This window comes from Streptomyces sp. Y7 (genome assembly GCF_043195415.1).
Lineage (GTDB): Bacteria > Actinomycetota > Actinomycetes > Streptomycetales > Streptomycetaceae > Streptomyces.
In genome coordinates this window covers 64,345-83,696 of record NZ_JBIDDQ010000027.1, presented here as the reverse complement: position 1 = coordinate 83,696, position 19,352 = coordinate 64,345, and the positions used below count along the sequence as shown (strand labels likewise).

At 72.8% G+C, this 19,352-nt stretch carries 14 protein-coding genes; 13 read left to right on the top strand and 1 reads right to left on the bottom strand.

Features of this window, described 5'->3' with window-relative positions:
• The first annotated feature begins 34 nt into the window (after positions 1-34).
• The 13 genes from ACGFW6_RS37965 (at position 35) to paaE (ending at position 16,941) form a co-directional block, all read left to right on the top strand.
• Positions 35-571: a phage baseplate assembly protein V gene (locus ACGFW6_RS37965; protein WP_393520618.1), complete on the top strand. Its 537-nt coding sequence runs from the start codon at positions 35-37 to the stop codon at positions 569-571.
• Positions 572-762: 191 nt separating this feature from the next.
• On the top strand, positions 763-1,098 hold the full coding sequence (locus ACGFW6_RS37960) for a hypothetical protein (protein ID WP_393520660.1): 336 nt from the start codon (positions 763-765) through the stop codon (positions 1,096-1,098).
• Positions 1,095-1,487 (top strand): GPW/gp25 family protein, encoded by a 393-nt coding sequence (locus ACGFW6_RS37955; protein WP_125526666.1) that lies wholly within the window; start codon positions 1,095-1,097, stop codon positions 1,485-1,487. The genes ACGFW6_RS37960 and ACGFW6_RS37955 overlap by 4 nt, the downstream gene beginning before the upstream one ends.
• Positions 1,484-4,585, top strand: a complete 3,102-nt coding sequence (locus ACGFW6_RS37950; RefSeq protein WP_393520616.1) for a putative baseplate assembly protein — start codon at positions 1,484-1,486, stop codon at positions 4,583-4,585. Before ACGFW6_RS37955 ends, ACGFW6_RS37950 begins: the two co-directional genes overlap by 4 nt.
• Positions 4,582-8,373, top strand: a complete 3,792-nt coding sequence (locus ACGFW6_RS37945; protein ID WP_393520614.1) for a putative baseplate assembly protein — start codon at positions 4,582-4,584, stop codon at positions 8,371-8,373. The genes ACGFW6_RS37950 and ACGFW6_RS37945 overlap by 4 nt, the downstream gene beginning before the upstream one ends.
• Positions 8,373-10,559: a hypothetical protein gene (locus ACGFW6_RS37940; RefSeq protein ID WP_393520612.1), complete on the top strand. Its 2,187-nt coding sequence runs from the start codon at positions 8,373-8,375 to the stop codon at positions 10,557-10,559. The genes ACGFW6_RS37945 and ACGFW6_RS37940 overlap by 1 nt, the downstream gene beginning before the upstream one ends.
• Before the next feature lie 78 nt (positions 10,560-10,637).
• Positions 10,638-12,185 (top strand): DUF6519 domain-containing protein, encoded by a 1,548-nt coding sequence (locus tag ACGFW6_RS37935; protein ID WP_393520610.1) that lies wholly within the window; start codon positions 10,638-10,640, stop codon positions 12,183-12,185.
• The gene (locus ACGFW6_RS37930) at positions 12,185-13,072 is read left to right on the top strand and encodes a peptidoglycan-binding protein (protein ID WP_393520608.1); all 888 of its coding nucleotides are present in this window, start codon (positions 12,185-12,187) and stop codon (positions 13,070-13,072) included. The genes ACGFW6_RS37935 and ACGFW6_RS37930 overlap by 1 nt, the downstream gene beginning before the upstream one ends.
• A 144-nt stretch (positions 13,073-13,216) precedes the next feature.
• Positions 13,217-14,194, top strand: a complete 978-nt coding sequence (gene paaA / locus ACGFW6_RS37925; protein ID WP_393520606.1) for a 1,2-phenylacetyl-CoA epoxidase subunit PaaA — start codon at positions 13,217-13,219, stop codon at positions 14,192-14,194.
• Positions 14,191-14,484: a 1,2-phenylacetyl-CoA epoxidase subunit PaaB gene (gene paaB / locus ACGFW6_RS37920; RefSeq protein ID WP_030957096.1), complete on the top strand. Its 294-nt coding sequence runs from the start codon at positions 14,191-14,193 to the stop codon at positions 14,482-14,484. Before paaA ends, paaB begins: the two co-directional genes overlap by 4 nt.
• A gap of 10 nt (positions 14,485-14,494) precedes the next feature.
• Positions 14,495-15,322: a 1,2-phenylacetyl-CoA epoxidase subunit PaaC gene (gene paaC, locus ACGFW6_RS37915; RefSeq protein WP_393520604.1), complete on the top strand. Its 828-nt coding sequence runs from the start codon at positions 14,495-14,497 to the stop codon at positions 15,320-15,322.
• Complete coding sequence (paaD, locus tag ACGFW6_RS37910; RefSeq protein WP_393520602.1) at positions 15,316-15,825, top strand: 1,2-phenylacetyl-CoA epoxidase subunit PaaD; 510 nt, start codon at positions 15,316-15,318, stop codon at positions 15,823-15,825. The genes paaC and paaD overlap by 7 nt, the downstream gene beginning before the upstream one ends.
• Positions 15,826-16,941, top strand: coding sequence for a 1,2-phenylacetyl-CoA epoxidase subunit PaaE (gene paaE, locus ACGFW6_RS37905; RefSeq protein ID WP_393520600.1), 1,116 nt, complete (start codon positions 15,826-15,828; stop codon positions 16,939-16,941). It abuts the gene before it with no gap.
• A gap of 102 nt (positions 16,942-17,043) precedes the next feature.
• Here paaE and ACGFW6_RS37900 read toward each other — a convergent pair whose 3' ends face one another.
• Positions 17,044-19,209, bottom strand: a complete 2,166-nt coding sequence (locus ACGFW6_RS37900; protein ID WP_393520598.1) for a TerD family protein — start codon at positions 19,207-19,209, stop codon at positions 17,044-17,046.
• Positions 19,210-19,352: the final 143 nt, after the last annotated feature.

Here is a 19,352-nt window from a genome sequence, read left to right as displayed (position 1 = left end):
CCGTAAGACACCACCGACCAGGAGCATTCCCACCATGGCGGCACCCAGCAATCGCTACCTCGGCAAGTTCCGCGGCCGGGTCGTCAGCAACGACGACCCGCTGCGCATCGGCCGTATCACCGTCGAGGTCCCGGACGTCCTCGGCAACGAGCCGTCCACCTGGGCGCTGCCCTGCCTGCCGTTCACCGGGCCGCAGTCGGGACAGTTCGTGGTGCCGCCGCCGGGCGCGGGCGTGTGGGTGGAGTTCGAGCAGGGCGATCCGAGCTTCCCGGTGTGGACCGGCTGCTGGTACGGGGCGGCGGAGGAACTGCCGCCCGACGCGCGGCGGGAGCTTCAGGCAGGCTCGCCGAACAAGCCCGTCGTCGTGCAGACGCCGCAGGCGCACAAGCTCGTCCTGAACGACACCGCCGGCGCCGAGCAGGGAATCCTGCTCCAGGCCCAGGGCGGCGCGTACATCCGCATCACCAAGGAAGCCGTGGTCATCTCGACCGGAGCGGGCGCCGAGATCCTCCTGCGCGGCAACGAAGTGACCATCAACGAAGGCCAGTTGACCGTGCTCTCCAAGCAATGAACGCGACGAACGCGATGAACGCGATGGATGCGATCAAGGCGATGGATGCGATCAACGCGCTCGACGCGACGAGAGCCATGACGGCCGCACGAGCGGCCACAGCAGCGATGACCGCCGAACCAGCGGCCACAGCAGCGAAGAAGGCCGTACCTGCGGCCACAGTGACGAAGGAAGACGGGGGACCACGAACCATGTCCGGGAGTCTGCTCGACGCCGACGCCGTGATCGGCTGTCCGCACGGCGGCCGTGTCGCGCCCGCCACCACCACCTCCGGCGGCGTACGCCTCGGGGGCGCCGCCGTCGCCACGGCCGCCCACAGCTATGTCGTCACCGGCTGCCCGCACACCGTCGGCGGCGTGCCCGCGCCGTGCGTGACGGTCCGCTGGACCGCCGACGGCGGCGGCGTCACCGTCGACGGCCGGCCCGTGCTGCTCGACACCTCCGCGGCCCAGTGCTTCAGCGCGGCCCTGGTGCCCCAGGGACCGCCCGTCGTCCAGGCCGCGCGGCGAAAGGTCACCGTCCGATGAGCCGCCACCCGAGCGGGCGCCCCCGCAGCGACATCGCGTTCCCCTTTCGTGCCGACCGGCGGGGCCGTACCGCGCACGCCACCCGCGGCGAGCACGTCCACGACCTCATCGAGCAGCTGCTGTTCACCAGCCCCGGCGAACGCGTGATGCGGCCCGACTTCGGCTGCGGACTGCTCGACCTGGTCTTCGCCCCGACCAGCCCGGAACTCATCAGCACCCTCGAACTCTCCGTCCAGGCGTCCCTCCAGCGCTGGCTCGGCGACCTCATCGACGTGGAGGCCCTCGACGTGATCAGTGAGGACAACGTCGTCCGTGTGTATCTGTCGTACGTCGTGCGCGCCGACGGCGCCCGGCGTGACGACGTCTTCGAAGGGAGGGCCGCGGCATGACCGGCACGACCGTCAGCTCCCGCCGGGCCAAGGTCCGCGCCGCCCAGCTCAACGGTGTCGACTCCGTCGAGGTCGGCGACGACGGCCTGCTGCTCACCGTCAGCTTCCTCGGGAAGGCACCGCACGGCCTCGGCCCCGAGAACGTCCGCATCGACGGCGGCCGCCGCATCACCGGCATCACCGCCGTGGACGTCAGCGTGGAGCGGGAGGAGGACCCCGAGCTCGACGACCGGCTGTACGTCACCCTCGACAAGGCCGGCGACACCTCCCGCTACCGGCTCTCCCTCGTCGAGACCGACCCGTACGGACGGCCCGGGACGGAGCCGTACCGCGGCTTCGACCAGCGCTACCACAGCGCGACCTTCGTCTTCCGGCCCGACTGCCCGACCCCCTTCGACTGCAAGGACGACGGGCACGACGCCCCGGAGTTCCCGTCCGCGCCCGTCATCGACTACACCGCCCGCGACTACGACACCATCCGCAAGCTGCTCCTCGACCGGCTCGCGCTCACCACGCCCGACTGGGTCGAGCGCAACCCCGCCGACCTGGGTGTGACCCTCGTCGAGCTGCTCGCGTACACCGGTGACCAGATCAGCTACCAGCAGGACGCGGTCGCCACCGAGGCCTACCTCGACACCGCCCGGCGTCGGGTCTCCGTGCGGCGGCACGTACGGCTCATCGACTACGCGATGCACGACGGCTGCACGGCCCGCGCCTACGTCGCCGTCGAGACCGCCGGCGACCACACGCTCGCCCCGGGCACCTTCCGCTTCGCCTCCGTCGACGTGCGCACCCTCGACCCGCACGACCGCCCCGAGCCGGGCACCGTCGTCGACGAGGCCGACCTCGGCGACCTCGACGAGCGCGGCTCGGTGGAGGTCTTCGAACCCGTCGTCACCGAGGCCCCGCTGGAGCTGCGCGTCGCGCACAACGCGATCCGGCTGTGGACGTGGGGAGGCGAGGTCCGCACCCTGCCGCAGGGCGCCACCTCCGCCACCCTGCGCGACGAGTGGGTCGACCAGGAGACCTGCCGGGAACGCCGACTGGAGCTGCGGCCGGGCGACTTGATCGTCCTGGAGGAGGTCAGGGGTCCGCGCACCGGCACCCCGGGCGACGCCGACCCGGCGCACCGGCAGGCGGTCCGCCTGACGTCCGTCACCCCGGCCGTGGACCGCATCGAGGACCAGCCGGTCCTGGAGATCACCTGGGCCGCCGAGGACGCCCTGCGCTTCCCGCTCTGCCTCACCACGCGCGGCGGCCGCGACTGCCTGCCGGTCGAGGACGTGACCCTCGCCCGCGGCAACGTCGTCCTCGTCGACCACGGCCGTACGCTGCACGGGCTCCCCGAGACGTTCACCGTCCCGCAGGTCCCCGCCGAGGTCGCCCCCTGCGACGGGCCCGCCTTCGGCTGCCACGACCGCGAGGAGGGCAACGCACCCGCCCGGCTCATCAACGCCCTCACCGACAAGTCGGAGTCGGGCGAGGCGCTGACGGCCGACGACGTCCGCGAGCTGTTCGAGGTCGTCGGCGAGGCCACCACCAACCGTGCCGGTCTCGGTCTGGAACGCGCCGGCCAGCGCCACGAGCGAGTCGTGCCCGGCACGGCCTACGCCCAGGCCGCCGCCCTGCGCACGCTGCTCGCCCAGTCCGTCCACCCGGGCATCCTTCCCCGCTTCCGCCCCGTCCTCGGGCGCGTCCCCGTCGTGCAGGCGGTGCCGTTCCCCGAGCCGGCCACCGTCGCAGCCGCGCAGGCCGCGCGGATCGCCGCGATCCCGGGCCTGGTGCGTCAGCGGCTCGTGGAGCTGTGGCGCAGCGCCCGTGACCGGGACGGCCTCGCCGACGAGGAGATCGCCGAGCTCACCGTGATCTACGGGCTGCGGATCCTGGAGCGCATCGAGCTGCGCCGCCATCCCGTCCGCGCCCTGCGGGAACTGCTGTTCCGCAGCGACCAGTTGCTCGACGCCAAGCTGCGCCGGATCGAGGTCCTGACGGCCCGCGCCCGCGCCGGCACCGTCCTCGACGGCCACATCGCCTGGGAGATCGCCCACAGCTGGGGCCCCTCCCATGCGGCCGGGCTGCACCCCGACGAGACGGGACTGCGCGGCTCCGCGACCGCCGCGCTCGACCAGGACCCGCGGCGCGCCCTGCCCGCCGTACGCCTCGACGAGGGCGAGGACGGGACCTGGGAGCCGCGCCGTGACCTGCTCGGCAGCGGCCTGCGGGACCGGCACTTCGTCGGCGAGCTGGAGGACGACGGCCGGCTCGCCCTGCGCTTCGGCGACGGACGTCACGGCGCGAGGCCCACGCCGGGGGCACGGCTCGCCGCGCACTACCGCCTCGGCGGCGGCACCGCCGGAAACGTCGGCGCGGAGGCCATCAACCACCTCGTCGTCCAGTCCGACTGCACGCCCCCGCCCGCCGCCGTGGTCCGCAACCCGCTGCCGGCCGTCGGCGGCACGGAACCCGAACCCGTCGAGCAGGTACGCCAGTTGGCCCCGCTCGACCTGCGCCGCACCCGGCTGCGCGCGGTCACCGCCGAGGACTACGCGAACCTCGCCGGTGCCCTGCCCGGCGTCCAGCGGGCGGCGGCCGCGCTGCGCTGGACCGGCAGCGTCCAGGAGGCGCACATCGCCATCGACGCACACGGCGGCGGCGCACCGTCCGCCGAGCTGCTGGCCTTTGTCGAGCAGGCCCTGGAGCCGTACCGGCGCATCGGCCACGACCTCGTGGTCGGCGCCGCCCGCCCGGTGCCGCTGGACATCGCGCTGACCGTCTGCGCCACGCCCGGCCACCAGCACGGGCAGATCCTGGCGGAGCTGTACCGCGTGCTCGGCAGCGGTGCGCGGGGCCTGTTCCACCCGGACGCCCTGACCTTCGGCGAGCCGGTCCGGCTCAGCCGGCTGGTCGCCGTCGCCGCGGCCGTGCCCGGCGTGGAGAGCGTCCAGGTCACCCGGCTGCGCAGGCTGTTCGAACCGGACCGAGGAGAGAGGGAGGACGGCGTGCTGCGGCTCGGCCCGCTGGAGATCGCCACCTGCGACAACGACCCGGACCGGCCGGAGAACGGCCGGCTGGCGATATCCCTGGGAGGCGCGCGATGACCGAGGTCCCGATCACGGACGACTGCGGCTGCGGCGGCGCCTGCCACGGCGGCCACGACGAGCGCCTCGCCCCGGCTCCCGTGCACAACCCGCCCGGCCGCACCGCCCTCGACTACCGCGTCGGCGAGTACGGCTCCTTCCGCGCCGCCCTGCTCGACCGGCTCGCCTCACCCGCGTACCCGGCCCTGCGGGGCCTCACGGTGCGTACCCCGGACGACCCGGCGATCGGCCTGCTCGACGCCACCGCCGTCCTCGGTGACCTGCTCACCTTCCACTCCGAGCGGATCGCCGACGAGGCCTACGTCCGTACGGCCAACGAGCACCGCTCCCTGGTGCTGCTCGGCCGGCTCGTCGGCCACCGGCCGCGTCCCGGCGTGGTCGCCGCCACGCACCTGGCGTACACCCTGGAGCGCGACCCGCGTGCCGAGGCGCTGCCCGTGCTGATCCCGCGCGGCGCCCGCAGCCACAGCGTGCCGGCCTCGGCCGACGAGCAGTCCCTCACCTTCGAGACCAGCCGTGACCTGACGGCCCGCTGGGACTGGAACGAGCTGAAGGTGCGCCGCCGGCGACCCTCCCTCGTCACGCCCGCGGACCTGGAACGCCGCTCGGAGATCTTCGTCGAGGGCACGGCCAACTCGCTCCAGACCGGCGACCAGCTGCTCTTCGTCTTCGGTGAACAGGCCGGCGGCGAACGCAGGTTGCTGCCGGTCGCGAAGGCGCGAGCGGACCGGGAGGACGAGATCACGGCGATCTCCCTGCCGAAGTCGGCTCCGCCGACGCTGAGGGAACTCGTCGACGAGGTGCGGCGCTGGACGGCCGCGCCGGTCGCGCCGGGGGAGCCGGGCGATGAACCGCCCACGCCCGAGGTGCCCAACCCCCGGCCGGTCAGCCGGCTCATCGAGGACTTCGAGGACCAGGTGCTCGCGCCGCTGCGGGGGGATCTGGACGGGATCAAGAGTCCAGAGCGGCTGGCCGCTCGGCTCGCGGAGCCCGTGGCGCGTCTGGGCGAGGCCCAGGTGCTGGCGGAACCGTACGCGGACGTCGCCGTCTGGTTCGAGCGGTTGGAGGCGGTGCTGGCGGAACTCGCCGAGCGCGCTTTGGAGTTGGCGCCCGCGCAGAGTGATTCGCCTGCGGCGCCGCGGGGGATGGTCGCGCAGCCCCCCACGCCCCCGGGAAGCGGCGATGCGCGCACCGCCGCGCTTGAAGCCCTCGGCGATGTCCTTCCTGCCCTGCGCACCTCGGCGCCCGGCCCGCGCGGCGGCGCCGGCTCGCCCCGTCCGGGCGGTGACACCGCCCGGCTGCTCTCCGCCCTCAACCCCTCCCTCGGCACCCTGTACCCGGCGTGGCGCACCGCCGCCGTCCCCGGCACCCCCCAACTCCTCCGCGAACTGCTCGCCATGCGGGTCACCGCCGCCCCCTTCGGCGCGACGGCCCCGCTCAAGCCGGTCCAGGACGACCGCGGCCGGGTCATCCGCACCGCCGACTGGCCGCTCACCGGTGCGGTCCTCGCGAGCATGCGCGTCGTCTACGACACCTCGGGCCGGACGCCGGTCCGCGCCGAGTTCCAGTACGTCGAGGGCAGCAGCTCCGACCAGCGCGCGGAGAACCTGCCCGTCGCCCAGCCGCTGACCTTCCCGCTCGGCACGGGCCAGGTCGAACTGTCCGTCCGCTCCGGCCAGGACCGTGACCTCAACTGGCTCAACCGGCGCCCCACCGACTCCCAGGACCCCGGCGTCACGGCGCGCTTCCAGGCGGGCCTGCCCGAGCGCACCTTCTTCGTGTCCCGCCCGGACGACGAGGGCCTGGTCCATGTCGGCGTCCACAACGGCACCGCCGTGCAGATCCCGCTGCGGCCGGGCGCGAACGAGCAGGTCACGCACGGCGAGTACGAGATCAGCCTCAAGTACACGGTGGGCACGACCGAGCCGAACGTCGAGGTCGTGATCGCCAGCAAGCCGGAGCCGCTCAACCGCCGCGTCCTCCAGCTGGACACGGTGCACACCGGCATCACCGTCGGCAGCTGGGTCGCCGTACAGCGTCCCGCCAAGGGCGCCCAGGACGGCATCCCCGGCAACGCCTCGCTCGCGTTCGTCACCACCCAGGTCGTCGCGGCGCGTACGGCGGCGTACTCGAACTACGGCATCACCGGGCGCGGTACCGAACTCACCCTCGCCGACCCGTGGCTGGACGAGTTCGACGTCCTGCTCTCCCACATCCGCGACACCACCGTGCACGCGGCCGGCGAACCGCTGCGCCTCGCCGACGAACCGCTCGGCGAGGACGTGCACGGCAACGAGATCGAACTCGCCGACCTGTACGACGGGTTGCGGCCGGGCCGTACCCTCATGGTCAGCGGTGAGCGCAGCGACATCCCGGGCACCGCGGGCGTGCGGGCGACCGAGGTCGTCGTCATCGCCGCCGCGGACCCGGCCGTCGATCCGCGGCTGCCCGGCGACCATGTCCACACCCGCCTGACCCTGACCGCCGATCTGGCTCACCGCTACCGGCGCGAGACGGTCAAGGTCCTCGGCAACGTCGTCGAGGCCACCCACGGCGAGAGCCGCGAGGAGGCCATCGGCAGCGGCGACTCGGACCGGGTGAACCAGACCTTCGCGCTGTGGCAGTCCCCGCTGACCTGGATCGCCGACGACAACCCCCTCGGCGCCACTCCGGTCCTGGAGATCCGCGTCGACGGGGTGCTCTGGCACGAGGTCGACAGCCTCGCCGGACGCGGCCCCGGCGAGCGGGTCCACATCACCGGCTCCACCGCCGACGGCCGCACCACGGTGACCTTCGGCGACGGCGTCAACGGCGCCCGGCTGCCCTCCGGCCACGAGAACATCCGGGCCCGCTACCGCTTCGGCACCGGCAAGGCCGCCAACGTCGCCGCCGACCGCGTCACCCAGCCCCTGACCCGGCCGCTCGGCGTCACCCAGGTGACCAACCCGCGCCCGGCGAAGGGCGGCGCGGACGCCGACGGACCCGGGCTGACCCGCCGGACGATCCCGCTCGCGGTGTCGGCGCTGGACCGGCTGGTCTCCGCGTCCGACTACGAGGACTTCGCCCGCTCCCGCGCCGGCATCGGCCGGGCCGCCGCGCGCGAACTCTTCGACGGGCGCCGGCGCGTGCTGCACGTGACGGTCGCCGGTACCGACGACGTGCCGATCGACGGCGACTCGGACACACTGCGCGCGTTGCGTGGTGCCCTGACCGAGTACGGGGACATGAACCTCCCCGTCCGGGTGGACGTACGGGAGCTCGTCCTGCTGCTCGTCGCCGCCAAGGTGAAGGTCGCCCCCGACCACGCCTGGGAGATCGTGGAACCCCGGCTGCGCAAGGCGCTGCTGACCCGGCTCGGCTACGAGGGGCGGGAGCTGGGCCGACCGGCGCGCCTCTCCGACGTCCTCGCCACCGCCCACTCGGTGCCCGGCGTCGACTACGTGGACGTCGACGTCTTCACCGGCGTCCCCGCGTCCGCCACACCCGAGGAGCTGACCGGAATCCTCACCGATCCCGGCCCGCCCAGGGCATCGGTCCCGGCGCGTCCGGCGACGTACGACGAGAAGACCCACACGGTCCGTGCCGCCGACGGGGAGACGCTCTCCGAGATCTGCGCCCGGTTCGGCGTCCCGCTCGCCGAACTCCTGCGCCTCAACCCCGACATCACCGACACCCGGCGCCTGGCGAAGGGCCGTTCGGTGTTCGTCTTCCGCGGTGTCCGCCCGGCCCAGCTCGCGATGCTGTCGCCGCGGGCCGCGGACACCCTGATTCTGACGGAGGTCAAGTGATGTCCCCGGACGTCGAGTTGGAGACGGCTTCCCCGGCGGCCACGTCCAGGGAACCCGACGGTCTCGCCGCGCTGCTGCCGCGCTGGCACCTGCTGCGCGACGCCGAGGAGGGCGAACCGCTGCGTGCGCTGCTCGCGGTGATCGCCGAGCAGCTCGACCGGGTCCGCGACGGCGTCGAGCAGGGCTACGAGGACCTGTTCGTGGAGACGGCCGCCCCCTGGGTGCTGCCGTACCTCGGCGACCTGGTCGGCTACCGCACCCTGCCCGGCTACGAGCGCGTCCTGACGACCGGTCTGCACGAGGGCGGCCGCGCCGCGCTCGCCGAGGCCGTCGCCCCGCGCGCCGACGTGGCCGCCACCGTGGCCAACCGCCGCCGCAAGGGCACCCTGCACCTGTTGGAGGAACTCTCCGACCAGGTCACCGGCTGGCCCGCCCGCGCCGTCGAGCTGTCCCGGCAGGTCTCCCACACCCAGCCCGTGAAGCTGCACGGCGACACGGGCGTCCACCGCGGCGGCCGCGGCCGGCTCGTCGACCTGCGCGACAACTCCGCCCTGGACCTCGCGGGCGGGCCGTTCGGCGCGACGGCCCGTACGGCCGACGTCCGCCGCGCCGGCTCACGGCACCGGCAGGGCGGTTGGACCCCGGCGGGCGTGGCGCTGTTCGTCTGGCGGCTGAAGGCGCACTCGCTCACCCGGTCCCCGGCGTACTGCATCGACCGTGCCCGCCACCTGTACACCTTCTCGATCCTGGGCAACGACACCCCGCTGGTCACCAAGCCCTTCCCGGAGCCGTCGCCCACGCACATCGCGACCGTCGACAACGTCCCGGCGTTCGTCACCCGCCGCCGACTGCACGACCGGCTCACCGACTACTACGGCCCCGGCAAGAGCCTCGTCATCCGGCGCGACGGCGAGGACCGGCCCGTACCGCCGCAGGACATCGTGGTCGCCGACCTGTCCGACTGGCGCTACCGGCCGAAGCGCGGACAGGTCGCCGTCGACCCGGAACTCGGGCGGATCGCGTTCGGGTCGCGGTCGGCGCCCCGGCAGGGCGTGTGGGTCGACTACCACCACGCGTTCGGCGCGGACATGGGCGGCGGCGAGTACGACCGCCCCGACCGCGAGCCGCGCCCCGAGGCCGAGGTGTACCGCGTCGGACCGGGGCAGCCGCACCGCCAGATCATGGACGCCTACCGGGCCTGGCAGCACGACCGGCGCGCGGACCGGACCGGCCCCGACGGCATCATCGAGATCACGCACAGCGGCGCCTACCAGGAGCAGCTGGACTTCGACCTCGACCCCGGCGACCGACTGGAGGTCCGCGCGGCCGAGGGCACCCGGCCGGTGATCCGCCTGCTCGACTGGTACAGCAACCGTCCCGACGCCCTCAACATCCGTGCGGTGTCCGAGGACTGCGCCCCGCACGAGCGGCCCCGCATCGTCCTCGACGGCCTGCTGGTCGCCGGACGCGGCATCAACGTCACCGGTCCCATGGGCGCCGTCGTCGTACGGCACTCCACGCTCGTGCCCGGCTGGTCGCTGGAGCCCGAGTGCGACCCGCACTCGCCCGAGGAACCCAGCATCGTCCTGGAGAGCACCACCGCGTGTCTCCAGATCGAGCACAGCATCCTCGGCACGATCGAGGTCATCGGCGACGAGGTGAGCGAGGAGCCCCTCGACATCCACCTGCGCGACAGCGTCCTCGATGCCACCGGCCCCGGCCGCGAGGCCCTGTCCGCGCCGGACTGCCGCCACGCCCACGCGGTGCTGCACCTGCACCGCACCACGGTCATCGGCGAGATCTTCACCCATGCCGTGCGGATCGCCGAGAACTGCGTCCTCACCGGCCGGCTGCACGTGGCCCGGCGCGGCATCGGGTGCATCCGGTACTCCTACGTGCCGCCCGGGTCGCGCACCCCGCGCCGGTACCGCTGCCAACCCGACCTGGCCGGTCCCGAACAGGCCGGTCACGTACGGCCGTTGTTCACCTCCGAGCGCTACGGGACGCCCTGGTACGGGCTGCTCGCCGACCGGTGCCCCGAGGGGATCCGGCGCGGCTCGGACGACGGCGCCGAGATGGGCGCCTTCCACGACCTGTACCGGCCGCAGCGCGAGGACGGCCTCAGGGCGCGGCTCGCGGAGTACACCCCGGCGGGCACCGACGCCGGGATCTTCTTCGTGACGTGAGGCGGGACATGAGCCAAGACCTGCGCGCCGCCGCCGTAAGCCCCACCCGCACTTTCCTGAACCAGGGGGACCCCTTTCATGCACGCTGATCTCTCCCGCCTCACGTTCCGCCCGCAGCGGCGGTACTCGGCGGTCATCGCCCAGCAGGGCCGCGTCCAGCTCGACGCCGACATCAACGAGCAGACCGCGATCCAGCTGCACCAGGCCCGCACTCTCGCCGCCGACCTGATCGGCCGGCACGGCGGTCCGCGGGACGCCGCGGGCTTCAAGGTCCAGTACGTCGGCGGCAAGCACGACATCGACACCCTCCACATCCAGGGCGGCCGCTACTACGTCGACGGCATCCTGCTGGATGCGACCCGCCCCGCGCCCGGTGTGCCGGTCCCGGACGAGGACGCCGAGGAGCAGGAGACGGCGGCACCGCCCGCGTACTGGACCTACTGGGACCAGCCCGACGGCTTCCGCGACCCGGAGAAGCCCGGTGACCGGCTGCCCTCGCCCGCGCAGACGCCGTTCGTGGTCTACCTGAACGTGTGGGAGCGCGCCGTCTCCGCCGCCGAGGACCCCGCCCTGCGCGAGGTCGCCCTCGGCGCCGCCATGCCGGACACGGCCGCCCGCGTGAAGGTCGTCTGGCAGGTGCTGCCGCTGTCGCTGGCCGCGCTGGACATCGAGGAGACCGACCCGTCCAAGGAGGTCGTGCGGGCCGCCTTCGACAAGTGGGCGCAGAAGCAGGCCGCGCCCACCGCACGCCTCGCCGCCCGCAGCGAGCGTCCCGACCACGCCGACGAGGACCCCTGCCTGGTCAGGCCGGACGCCCGTTACCGCGGCCAGGAGAACCAGCTGTACCGCGTGGAGGTGCACGCCGGCGGCGAGGCGAAGGACGCCACCTTCAAGTGGTCCCGGGAGAACGGCTCGGTGGTCTTCCCCGTCGACGAACTCGACGGTACCTGGGTGCAGCTGGCCTCCCTCGGCCATGACGACAAGCTGGACCTGGACGTCGGCGACCACGTCGAGCTCGTCGACACCGCCTACGCCTCCCGTCTGGAACCGCTGCCCCTGCTGCGGGTCGAGGAGCTGGACCTGCCGGGCCGCCGCGTCCGCCTCAGCGCCGAGCCCGACCGGTCCGTGGGACGGCTGCCGCACCTCAACCCGTTCCTCCGCCGCTGGGACCACCACGAGGGACCGAGGCGCAAGGGCCGCACGAGTGCCCTGAAGGGCGGCGCCGTGCCTCTCACGGAGGGGGAGTGGCTGCCGCTGGAGGACGGCGTCGAGGTGTACTTCGCCAAGGGCGCCGGCTACCGCACCGGCGATCACTGGATCGTCCCCGCCCGCACCGCCACCGGCAGCGTCGAGTGGCCCGTGGACGCGGCCCGGCGTCCGCTGCTCCAGGGCCCCTCCGGCATCGTGCGCGTCTACGCGCCGCTCGCGCTGGTCAAGGGCGAGGGCGGCACCGTGGATCTGCGCCTCGCGTTCAACCCGCTGGCCAGCAGCATCCCGGCCGCGGACGAGGCGACGCTCGCGGCCGAGGAACAGGCCCGCCGCGAGGAGCAGTTGGCGGAGGACCCGTCCGGCGGGAGGTCGCAGACGACTGCGGATGCCGAGGCCGCGGCGGAAGGAGACGAGTGATGGCCAAGCCCCTGAGCGCGTCCAAGCTGGTGGAGATCCTGCGCAAGGAGGGCCTCACGGTCCACGAGGTCCGCAGCTGGCGCACCCACAACCGCAACAGCAAGGGCCCCTGGGGCCCGGTGAACGGCGTGATGATCCACCACACCGTCACCAAGGGCACCGAGAACTCGGTGAACATCTGTTACAACGGCTACTCCGGGCTGCCCGGCCCGCTGTGCCACGGCGTCATCGACAAGCAGGGCCACATCCACCTCGTCGGCAACGGCCGCGCCAACCACGCCGGACTCGGCGACAGCGACGTCCTGCGTGCCGTGGTCAACGAGTCCGGGCTGCCGCACGACAACGAGGCCGACACCGACGGCAACGCCCACTTCTACGGATTCGAGTGCGTCAACCTCGGCGACGGCAAGGACCCCTGGCCCGAGGCGCAGAAGGAGGCCATCGAGAAGGTCTCCGCCGCGATCTGCCGCCACCACGGCTGGAGCGAGCGCTCGGTGATCGGGCACAAGGAGTGGCAGCCCGGCAAGCAGGACCCGCGCGGCTTCACCATGGACGGCATGCGCAAGCGGATCGCGCAGCGCCTCAAAGGCGGGGGAGGAGGGACGCCCGAGCCGGACCCGAAGCCCGCGCCCAAGCCGAAGCTGGAGCCCTTCCCGGGCAGCGGCTTCTTCCACATCGGGCAGAAGTCCCCGATCATCACCGCGATGGGCCGCCGCCTGGTCGCCGAGGGCTGCGGCCGGTACGAGGAGGGTCCCAGCCCCGAGTGGACCGAGGCCGACCGGCGCTCCTACGCCGCCTGGCAGCACAAGCTCGGCTTCAAGGGCAAGGACGCGGACGGCATCCCCGGCAAGGTCAGCTGGGACCGGCTGAAGGTGCCCAACGTGTGACGCTCGCCCCACACGCGCCGAAGCGGCCCAGGTACCCCGTGGGGGTGTCCTGGGCCGTTTTCACGGCCCCGAAGGGTCTTGCTCCCCTGGCGGAAACACGTCACACTGGACACCGAACGAATGGTCGGTTGGGAAGCGGGAGCGATGACGACTTCACACTCCGCCGAGGCGCCCCCAGAGGAGCCGCTGCAGGAGCACTTCGACGCGACGATCTCGCGCGACCAGCGGATCGAGCCGCGGGACTGGATGCCGGACGGCTACCGCAAGACGCTCATCCGGCAGATCGCGCAGCACGCGCACTCGGAGATCATCGGCATGCAGCCCGAGGGCGAGTGGATCACCCGCGCGCCGTCGCTGCGCCGCAAGGCCATCCTCTTCGCCAAGGTCCAGGACGAGGCCGGGCACGGCCTGTACCTGTACTCGGCGGCGGAGACCCTCGGCGCCGACCGCGCCGACCTGACCGACCGGCTGATCGAGGGCCGCCAGAAGTACTCGTCGATCTTCAACTACCCGACCATGAGCTTCGCCGACGTCGGGGTGATCGGCTGGTTCGTGGACGGCGCCGCGATCTGCAACCAGGTACCGCTGTGCCGCAGCTCCTACGGGCCGTACGCACGCGCGATGGTGCGGATCTGCAAGGAGGAGTCGTTCCACCAGCGGCAGGGCTACGAACTGCTGATGACGATGATGCGCGGCACCGAGGCCCAGCGCGAGATGGTGCAGGACGCCGTGGACCGCTGGTGGTGGCCCTCGCTGATGATGTTCGGCCCGCCCGACGAGAACTCCCCCAACTCGGCGCAGTCGATGGCCTGGAAGATCAAGAGGCACAGCAACGACGAGCTGCGCCGGCGCTTCGTCGACATGACGGTCCCGCAGGCCGAGAAGCTCGGCGTCACCCTGCCCGACCCGGAGCTGCGCTGGAACGCCGAGCGCGGCCACCACGACTTCGGCACCCCCGACTGGGACGAGCTGATGCGCGTCATCAAGGGCGACGGGCCGTGCAACGCCCAGCGGATGGAGCGGCGCAGGAGCGCCCACGAAGAGGGCGCCTGGGTGCGGGAGGCGGCCACCGCCCACGCGGCCAAGCAGGCCGCCCGTGCGGAGAAGGGAGCGGCGGCATGAGCGCCGACAAGAAGGACTGGCCGCTGTACGAGGTGTTCGTACGGGGCAAGCGCGGCCTGAACCACGTCCATGTGGGCTCGCTGCACGCCGCCGACGACCGCATGGCGCTCACGCACGCCCGTGACCTGTACACCCGCCGCAACGAGGGCGTCAGCATCTGGGTGGTGCGCTCGGAGCACATCGCCGCCTCCACCCGCGACGAGAAGGACCCCTTCTTCGCGCCCAGCGCCGACAAGGTCTACCGCCACCCGACCTTCTACGACATCCCCGACGACGTCCCCCACATCTGAAGGAGAGGGCATGAGTGACGACCACGTCTACATGACCCTCGCCGAGGGACACGACGACGACACCCGCTGGGCCTACGGCACCGGCTTCGAGGACCCGCTGCACGGGGTGGACACCACCGTGCCCGAGGGCGTCGACGCCGGTGAACTGGCCGCCGTCTGCGTCGCGCTCGCCGACGACGCGCTGGTCTCGGCCCAGCGCCTGGCCGAGTGGATCACCCGCGCCCCCGAGCTGGAGGAGGAGGTGGCGCTCGCCAACATCGGCCTCGACCTGCTCGGCCAGGCCCGGTTGCTCTACTCCCGCGCCGGCCAGACCGACGGCACCGGTCGCGACGAGGACGCCTACGCCTACTTCCGCGACGCCGGCGACTTCCGCAACGTACGCCTGGCCGAACTCCCCTGCGGCGACTTCGCGTTCTCGATCGTGCGGCTGCTGGTGCTCTCCAGCTGGCGCCTCGCGCACTTCGAGCGGCTGGCCTCCCACCCGGACCCCGTGCTCGCGGCCATCGCCGCGAAGGGCATCAAGGAGCTGGCCTACCACCGGCAGTACGCCGCCGAGTGGGCCGTACGCCTCGGCGACGGCACGGAGGAGTCACATCGCCGCATGCGCCGGGCGCAGGAGCAGGTCGCCCCCTACATCGGCGAGCTGTTCACGGCGTACGACGTGCGCGACCAGGTGGTCGCGGACATCCGCCAGGTCACCGCGGCCGCCGGACTGCCCATGCCGGTGTACCGGCCGCTGCCCGGATCCGGCCGCGACGGTGAGCACACCGAGCATCTCGCGCCGCTGCTCGCCGAGTTGCAGGGCGTGGCCCGCGCCCACCCGGAGGCGACATGGTGACCACCCTGCTCGACGCCCGGCGCGCCCGGCACGTCGCCGCGGCCGTGCCGGACCCCGAGCTGCCCATGCTCACCCTGGCCGACCTGGGCGTCCTGCGGGACGTGGAGCTGACCGAGGACGGCACGGTGGTCGCGAGCCTCACCCCGACCTACTCCGGCTGCCCGGCCGTGGCCGAGATGCGGGCGGACGTCGCCGCGCGGCTGCGGGACGCGGGGTACCCGCGCGTGGAGATCCGTACGGTCCTCGACCCGCCGTGGACCAGCGACTGGATCACCCCGGCCGGCCGTCGCAAGCTCACCGAGCACGGCATCGCCCCGCCCGGCCCCGCCCCGCGCGGCGGCCCCGTCGCGCTCGTGCTGTCCCCGACCCGGCACGCGGTGACCTGCCCGCGCTGCGGCTCGGCGGACACCGAGGAGACCTCCCGCTTCGCCGCCACCTCCTGCAAGGCGCTGTGGCGCTGCCGGGCCTGCCGCGAGCCGTTCGAGTACGTCAAGGAGATCTGAATGGAAGGCGTCACCGAAGCACGGACGGCCACCGGTCCGCGCCCGCGCATCCGCCGCCGTCCGGCCTTCCACCGGCTGCGCGTGGCCGCGGTCCAGCCCCTGTGCGCGGACGCGGTGGCCGTGGGCTTCGACATCCCGGCGGAACTGGCCGAGGAGTTCGCCTTCGAGCCGGGCCAGTCGCTGACGCTGCGGCGCGAGATCGACGGGCGCGACGAACGGCGGTCGTACTCGATCTGCTCGCCGGTGGGTTCCAGCCCGCGCATCGGCGTACGCGTCGTGCCCGGCGGTCTGTTCTCGTCCTGGCTGGTCGACGAGGTACGTCCCGGAGACGTCGTCGAGGTCATGGCACCCACCGGTGCCTTCACCCCCGACCTCACCCTGCCCGGCCACCACGTACTGATCGCGGCGGGCTCCGGCATCACGCCCATGATGTCCATCGCCGAGTCCGTGCTCGCCGCCGACTCCCGCTCGACGGTCACGCTCTTCTACGGCAACCGCCGTACCGACACGGTGATGTTCGCCGACGAGCTCGCCGACCTGAAGGACCTCCACCCGGCCCGGTTCCACCTCGCCCACGTGCTCTCCCGTGAGCCCCGCGAGGCCGAGGTGCTCTCCGGCCGGATCGACGCCGAGCGGCTCGCGACCCTCGTGGACGCGCTCGTCGACGTGAGGAGCGCCGACCACTGGTGGCTGTGCGGACCGCACGGCATGGTCCGGGACGCGCAACGCGTGCTGGCGGACCTCGGGGTGCCGGACGAGCGGGTCCACCAGGAGCTGTTCTTCGCCGACGACGAGCCCGTGCGGGAGGTGCACCACGAAGACGCCGGCCCGCAGGGACCGGTCAGCCAGGTCACCATCACCCTCGACGGCCGCTCCACGACCGCGGCCCTGCCGAGGGAGCACAGCATCCTCGACGGCGCCCAACGCACGCGTCCCGATCTGCCGTTCGCCTGCAAGGGCGGCGTCTGCGGCACCTGCCGGGCCCTGGTCACCGACGGAAAGGCGGACATGCGGCGCAACTTCGCGCTGGAGCCGGCCGAGGTCGACGCGGGCTATGTGCTGACCTGCCAGTCGTACCCGGTGTCCGAGACGCTGACGGTCGACTACGACAGCTGAGCCGTCGGGAAGAGTTGAGTGGCGAGGAAAGCGAAAGGACTATTTCAAGAAGGAATTGAGAAGGAAGTCCCTTCATGGCCTCGCCACGGCCGACTCTAACAGTCACTCCGGGATCAGGTCGCGCAGATTTTCGGGTACGACGATCCGCGACCCCGGATGCAGCCCCTCGGGCCGCTGCAGGCCGATGTAGGTGACCGGACCCTCCGGGATGGTCCTGCCGTCCCAGACGGTCGTCGTCGTGGCGTCCATCAGGCCCGTCAGGTAACGCACCGTCAGTTGCTCGCGCTCCACGATGCCGCGCAGCAGCGTAGCCACCGACACCCGGTTGCCCTCCACCCGGTTGGCCGCCGGCGCGCCCCGCAGATACAGGTGCAGCCACTTGGCACGCCACCGGCCGTCGGAGCCGCGCTGGAACGCGACCGGCAGCGCGACCCGGCCCGGCCCGCGCAGACCGGACTTCATGCGCACGGTACGCGGCTCGAAGGGGCGCCCCTGCTGCTCCGTGTCGCGCAGCATGAACCCGAAGAACGACTCCTCGACCTCCTCGAAGCCCTCCCCGGCGAAGATGTTGACCTGCGGGACGATGAACTCCCCGCGCACCGCGCCGAGACGCAGATTGATGAACTCGGAGGCGCCGTCGGGTGCTTCGGTGATGTCACCGGAGTGCTCGCCCTCGAGGTCCTTGAGGTTGGTGTACGCCAGCCAGCAGACCGTCGCGAAGTCGGCGTCCAGCATCAGCGCCGACAAGTCGTAGTCCGTGCGGTGGGCGGCCTGCTTCCAGTACACGAAGAAGCGCAGCAGCTCACCGTCCACGGGCGACAGCGAGCCGCGCGGCAGCACGCCGAGCCCCGCCCCGGCCGCCCTGCCACTGAGCGGCAGCGCTACATCCAGCGCGTCCGGGTCGATGAGCAGATGGCCGGGGTCCGGCAGCCGGCGCCGCAGCTCCTCGTCGAGTACGGCGATCAGACGCTCCCGCTCGGGCGGCAGCACCGGCGGACGCTCGTCCTCGGTGACCCACGCCCGGCCGAGCCGGTTCACGAACACGCGCGTCTCGCCGGTGTCCTGCGCACGGTTGGCCAGGTGCTCACGGACCGAGAGCAGGACTCGCCCGGAGACGTCGGCCACGACCTCCTCGGCGGCGGCGACCACCGTGTCCCGTTCCTCCTGGTCGAGCGCCATGCGCAACAGCCGGTCCAGCGCCCGGAACAGCTTGCCCGGCGCGGACTTCAGCAACGTCACCGCGCCGGTGACGTCGTGCATGCCGAGCAGCTCCTCGACCCGGCCGTCGAAGGAAGGAACCCGCTTCTCACCACGCGCGACCGCGAACACGTCGGCGGCGTGCGGCCACCGCGGGTACTCGTGCGGGTGCAGCCGCTCGCCGAGGCGCTTCCAGGCCTCGCGGTGCACGCGGACGTCCGCGAGCTTGGCGGGTGCGGCCGCGACCACCGAGTCCAGGCCCGCCAGCAGGGCACGGCGCAGCGGCCGGGACAGCTTGCGGAACCGGGTCGGTCCGACCAGGGTCACATCGCCGTCCGACACCGCGCAGGCCAGCCGCAGCACATCGGTGACCGTGTCCAGCAGCGGTGGCGCACCGGCGCGCAGCCGGGCCCGGTTGAGCACGGCACGGTTCTCCCGCACCGGGATCGTCTCGGGCTGCGGCCCGTCCACGCACACCCGGGCCAGCAGGTCGAGGTCACGCAGCGCCTCCTCGCCGAGCGGCGTGCTGCTGCCCGCCAACGCCAGGTACAGGGCGCCGACTTCGGCCTCCGCGTCGTCGCCGAGATGCAGGACCGTCATCCGGTCCCCGGCCGCGGCGATCAGCTCGTCGTGGTGCCCGAGCATCTCGGCGTACGAGTGCTGGTAGCGGCCGTACGACGGCAGGGTCAGCAGGTCGACGACGCCCGCGCCCAACTGCTCGAGGACGCCTTCTCGCGCCTCGTCGTCGGCGAGCGCCTCGGCGATGCAGCGCGTCCAGAACTCGTACGTGTCCGGCACGTTGGCCGGGAAGTCGACGAAGCGGACGTTGTGCGCCACATGGTCGCCGACCATCTCGCGCACGGTGCCCAGCGTCCGCACGGCGATGTCGACCACCGCGCCCTCGTCGAGCCCCGACAGCCGCTCCAGCAGCTCACCGGAGAGCTTGAAGCCCACGGACATCAGCGCGGCGTCGAACTGGCGCGCCGCGACGGCGCCTTGACCGGCGGGGCCGGTGGGGCGCGGGAGGCGACGGGTGTGCCGGACGACCAGGGATTCGAGGCGGTGGATCATGCCGGGATGATCCCAGACCCGAAGAAGTGTTCGCATGCGGGTTTTTGCGGCCGAATCCGTGGATCTCACCTCGCACACGCGCCAGAAGTGCGCGAATTCGCCGGGTATCGTTCCCGGTTCGGCCGGGCATCGTTAGGTGGCGG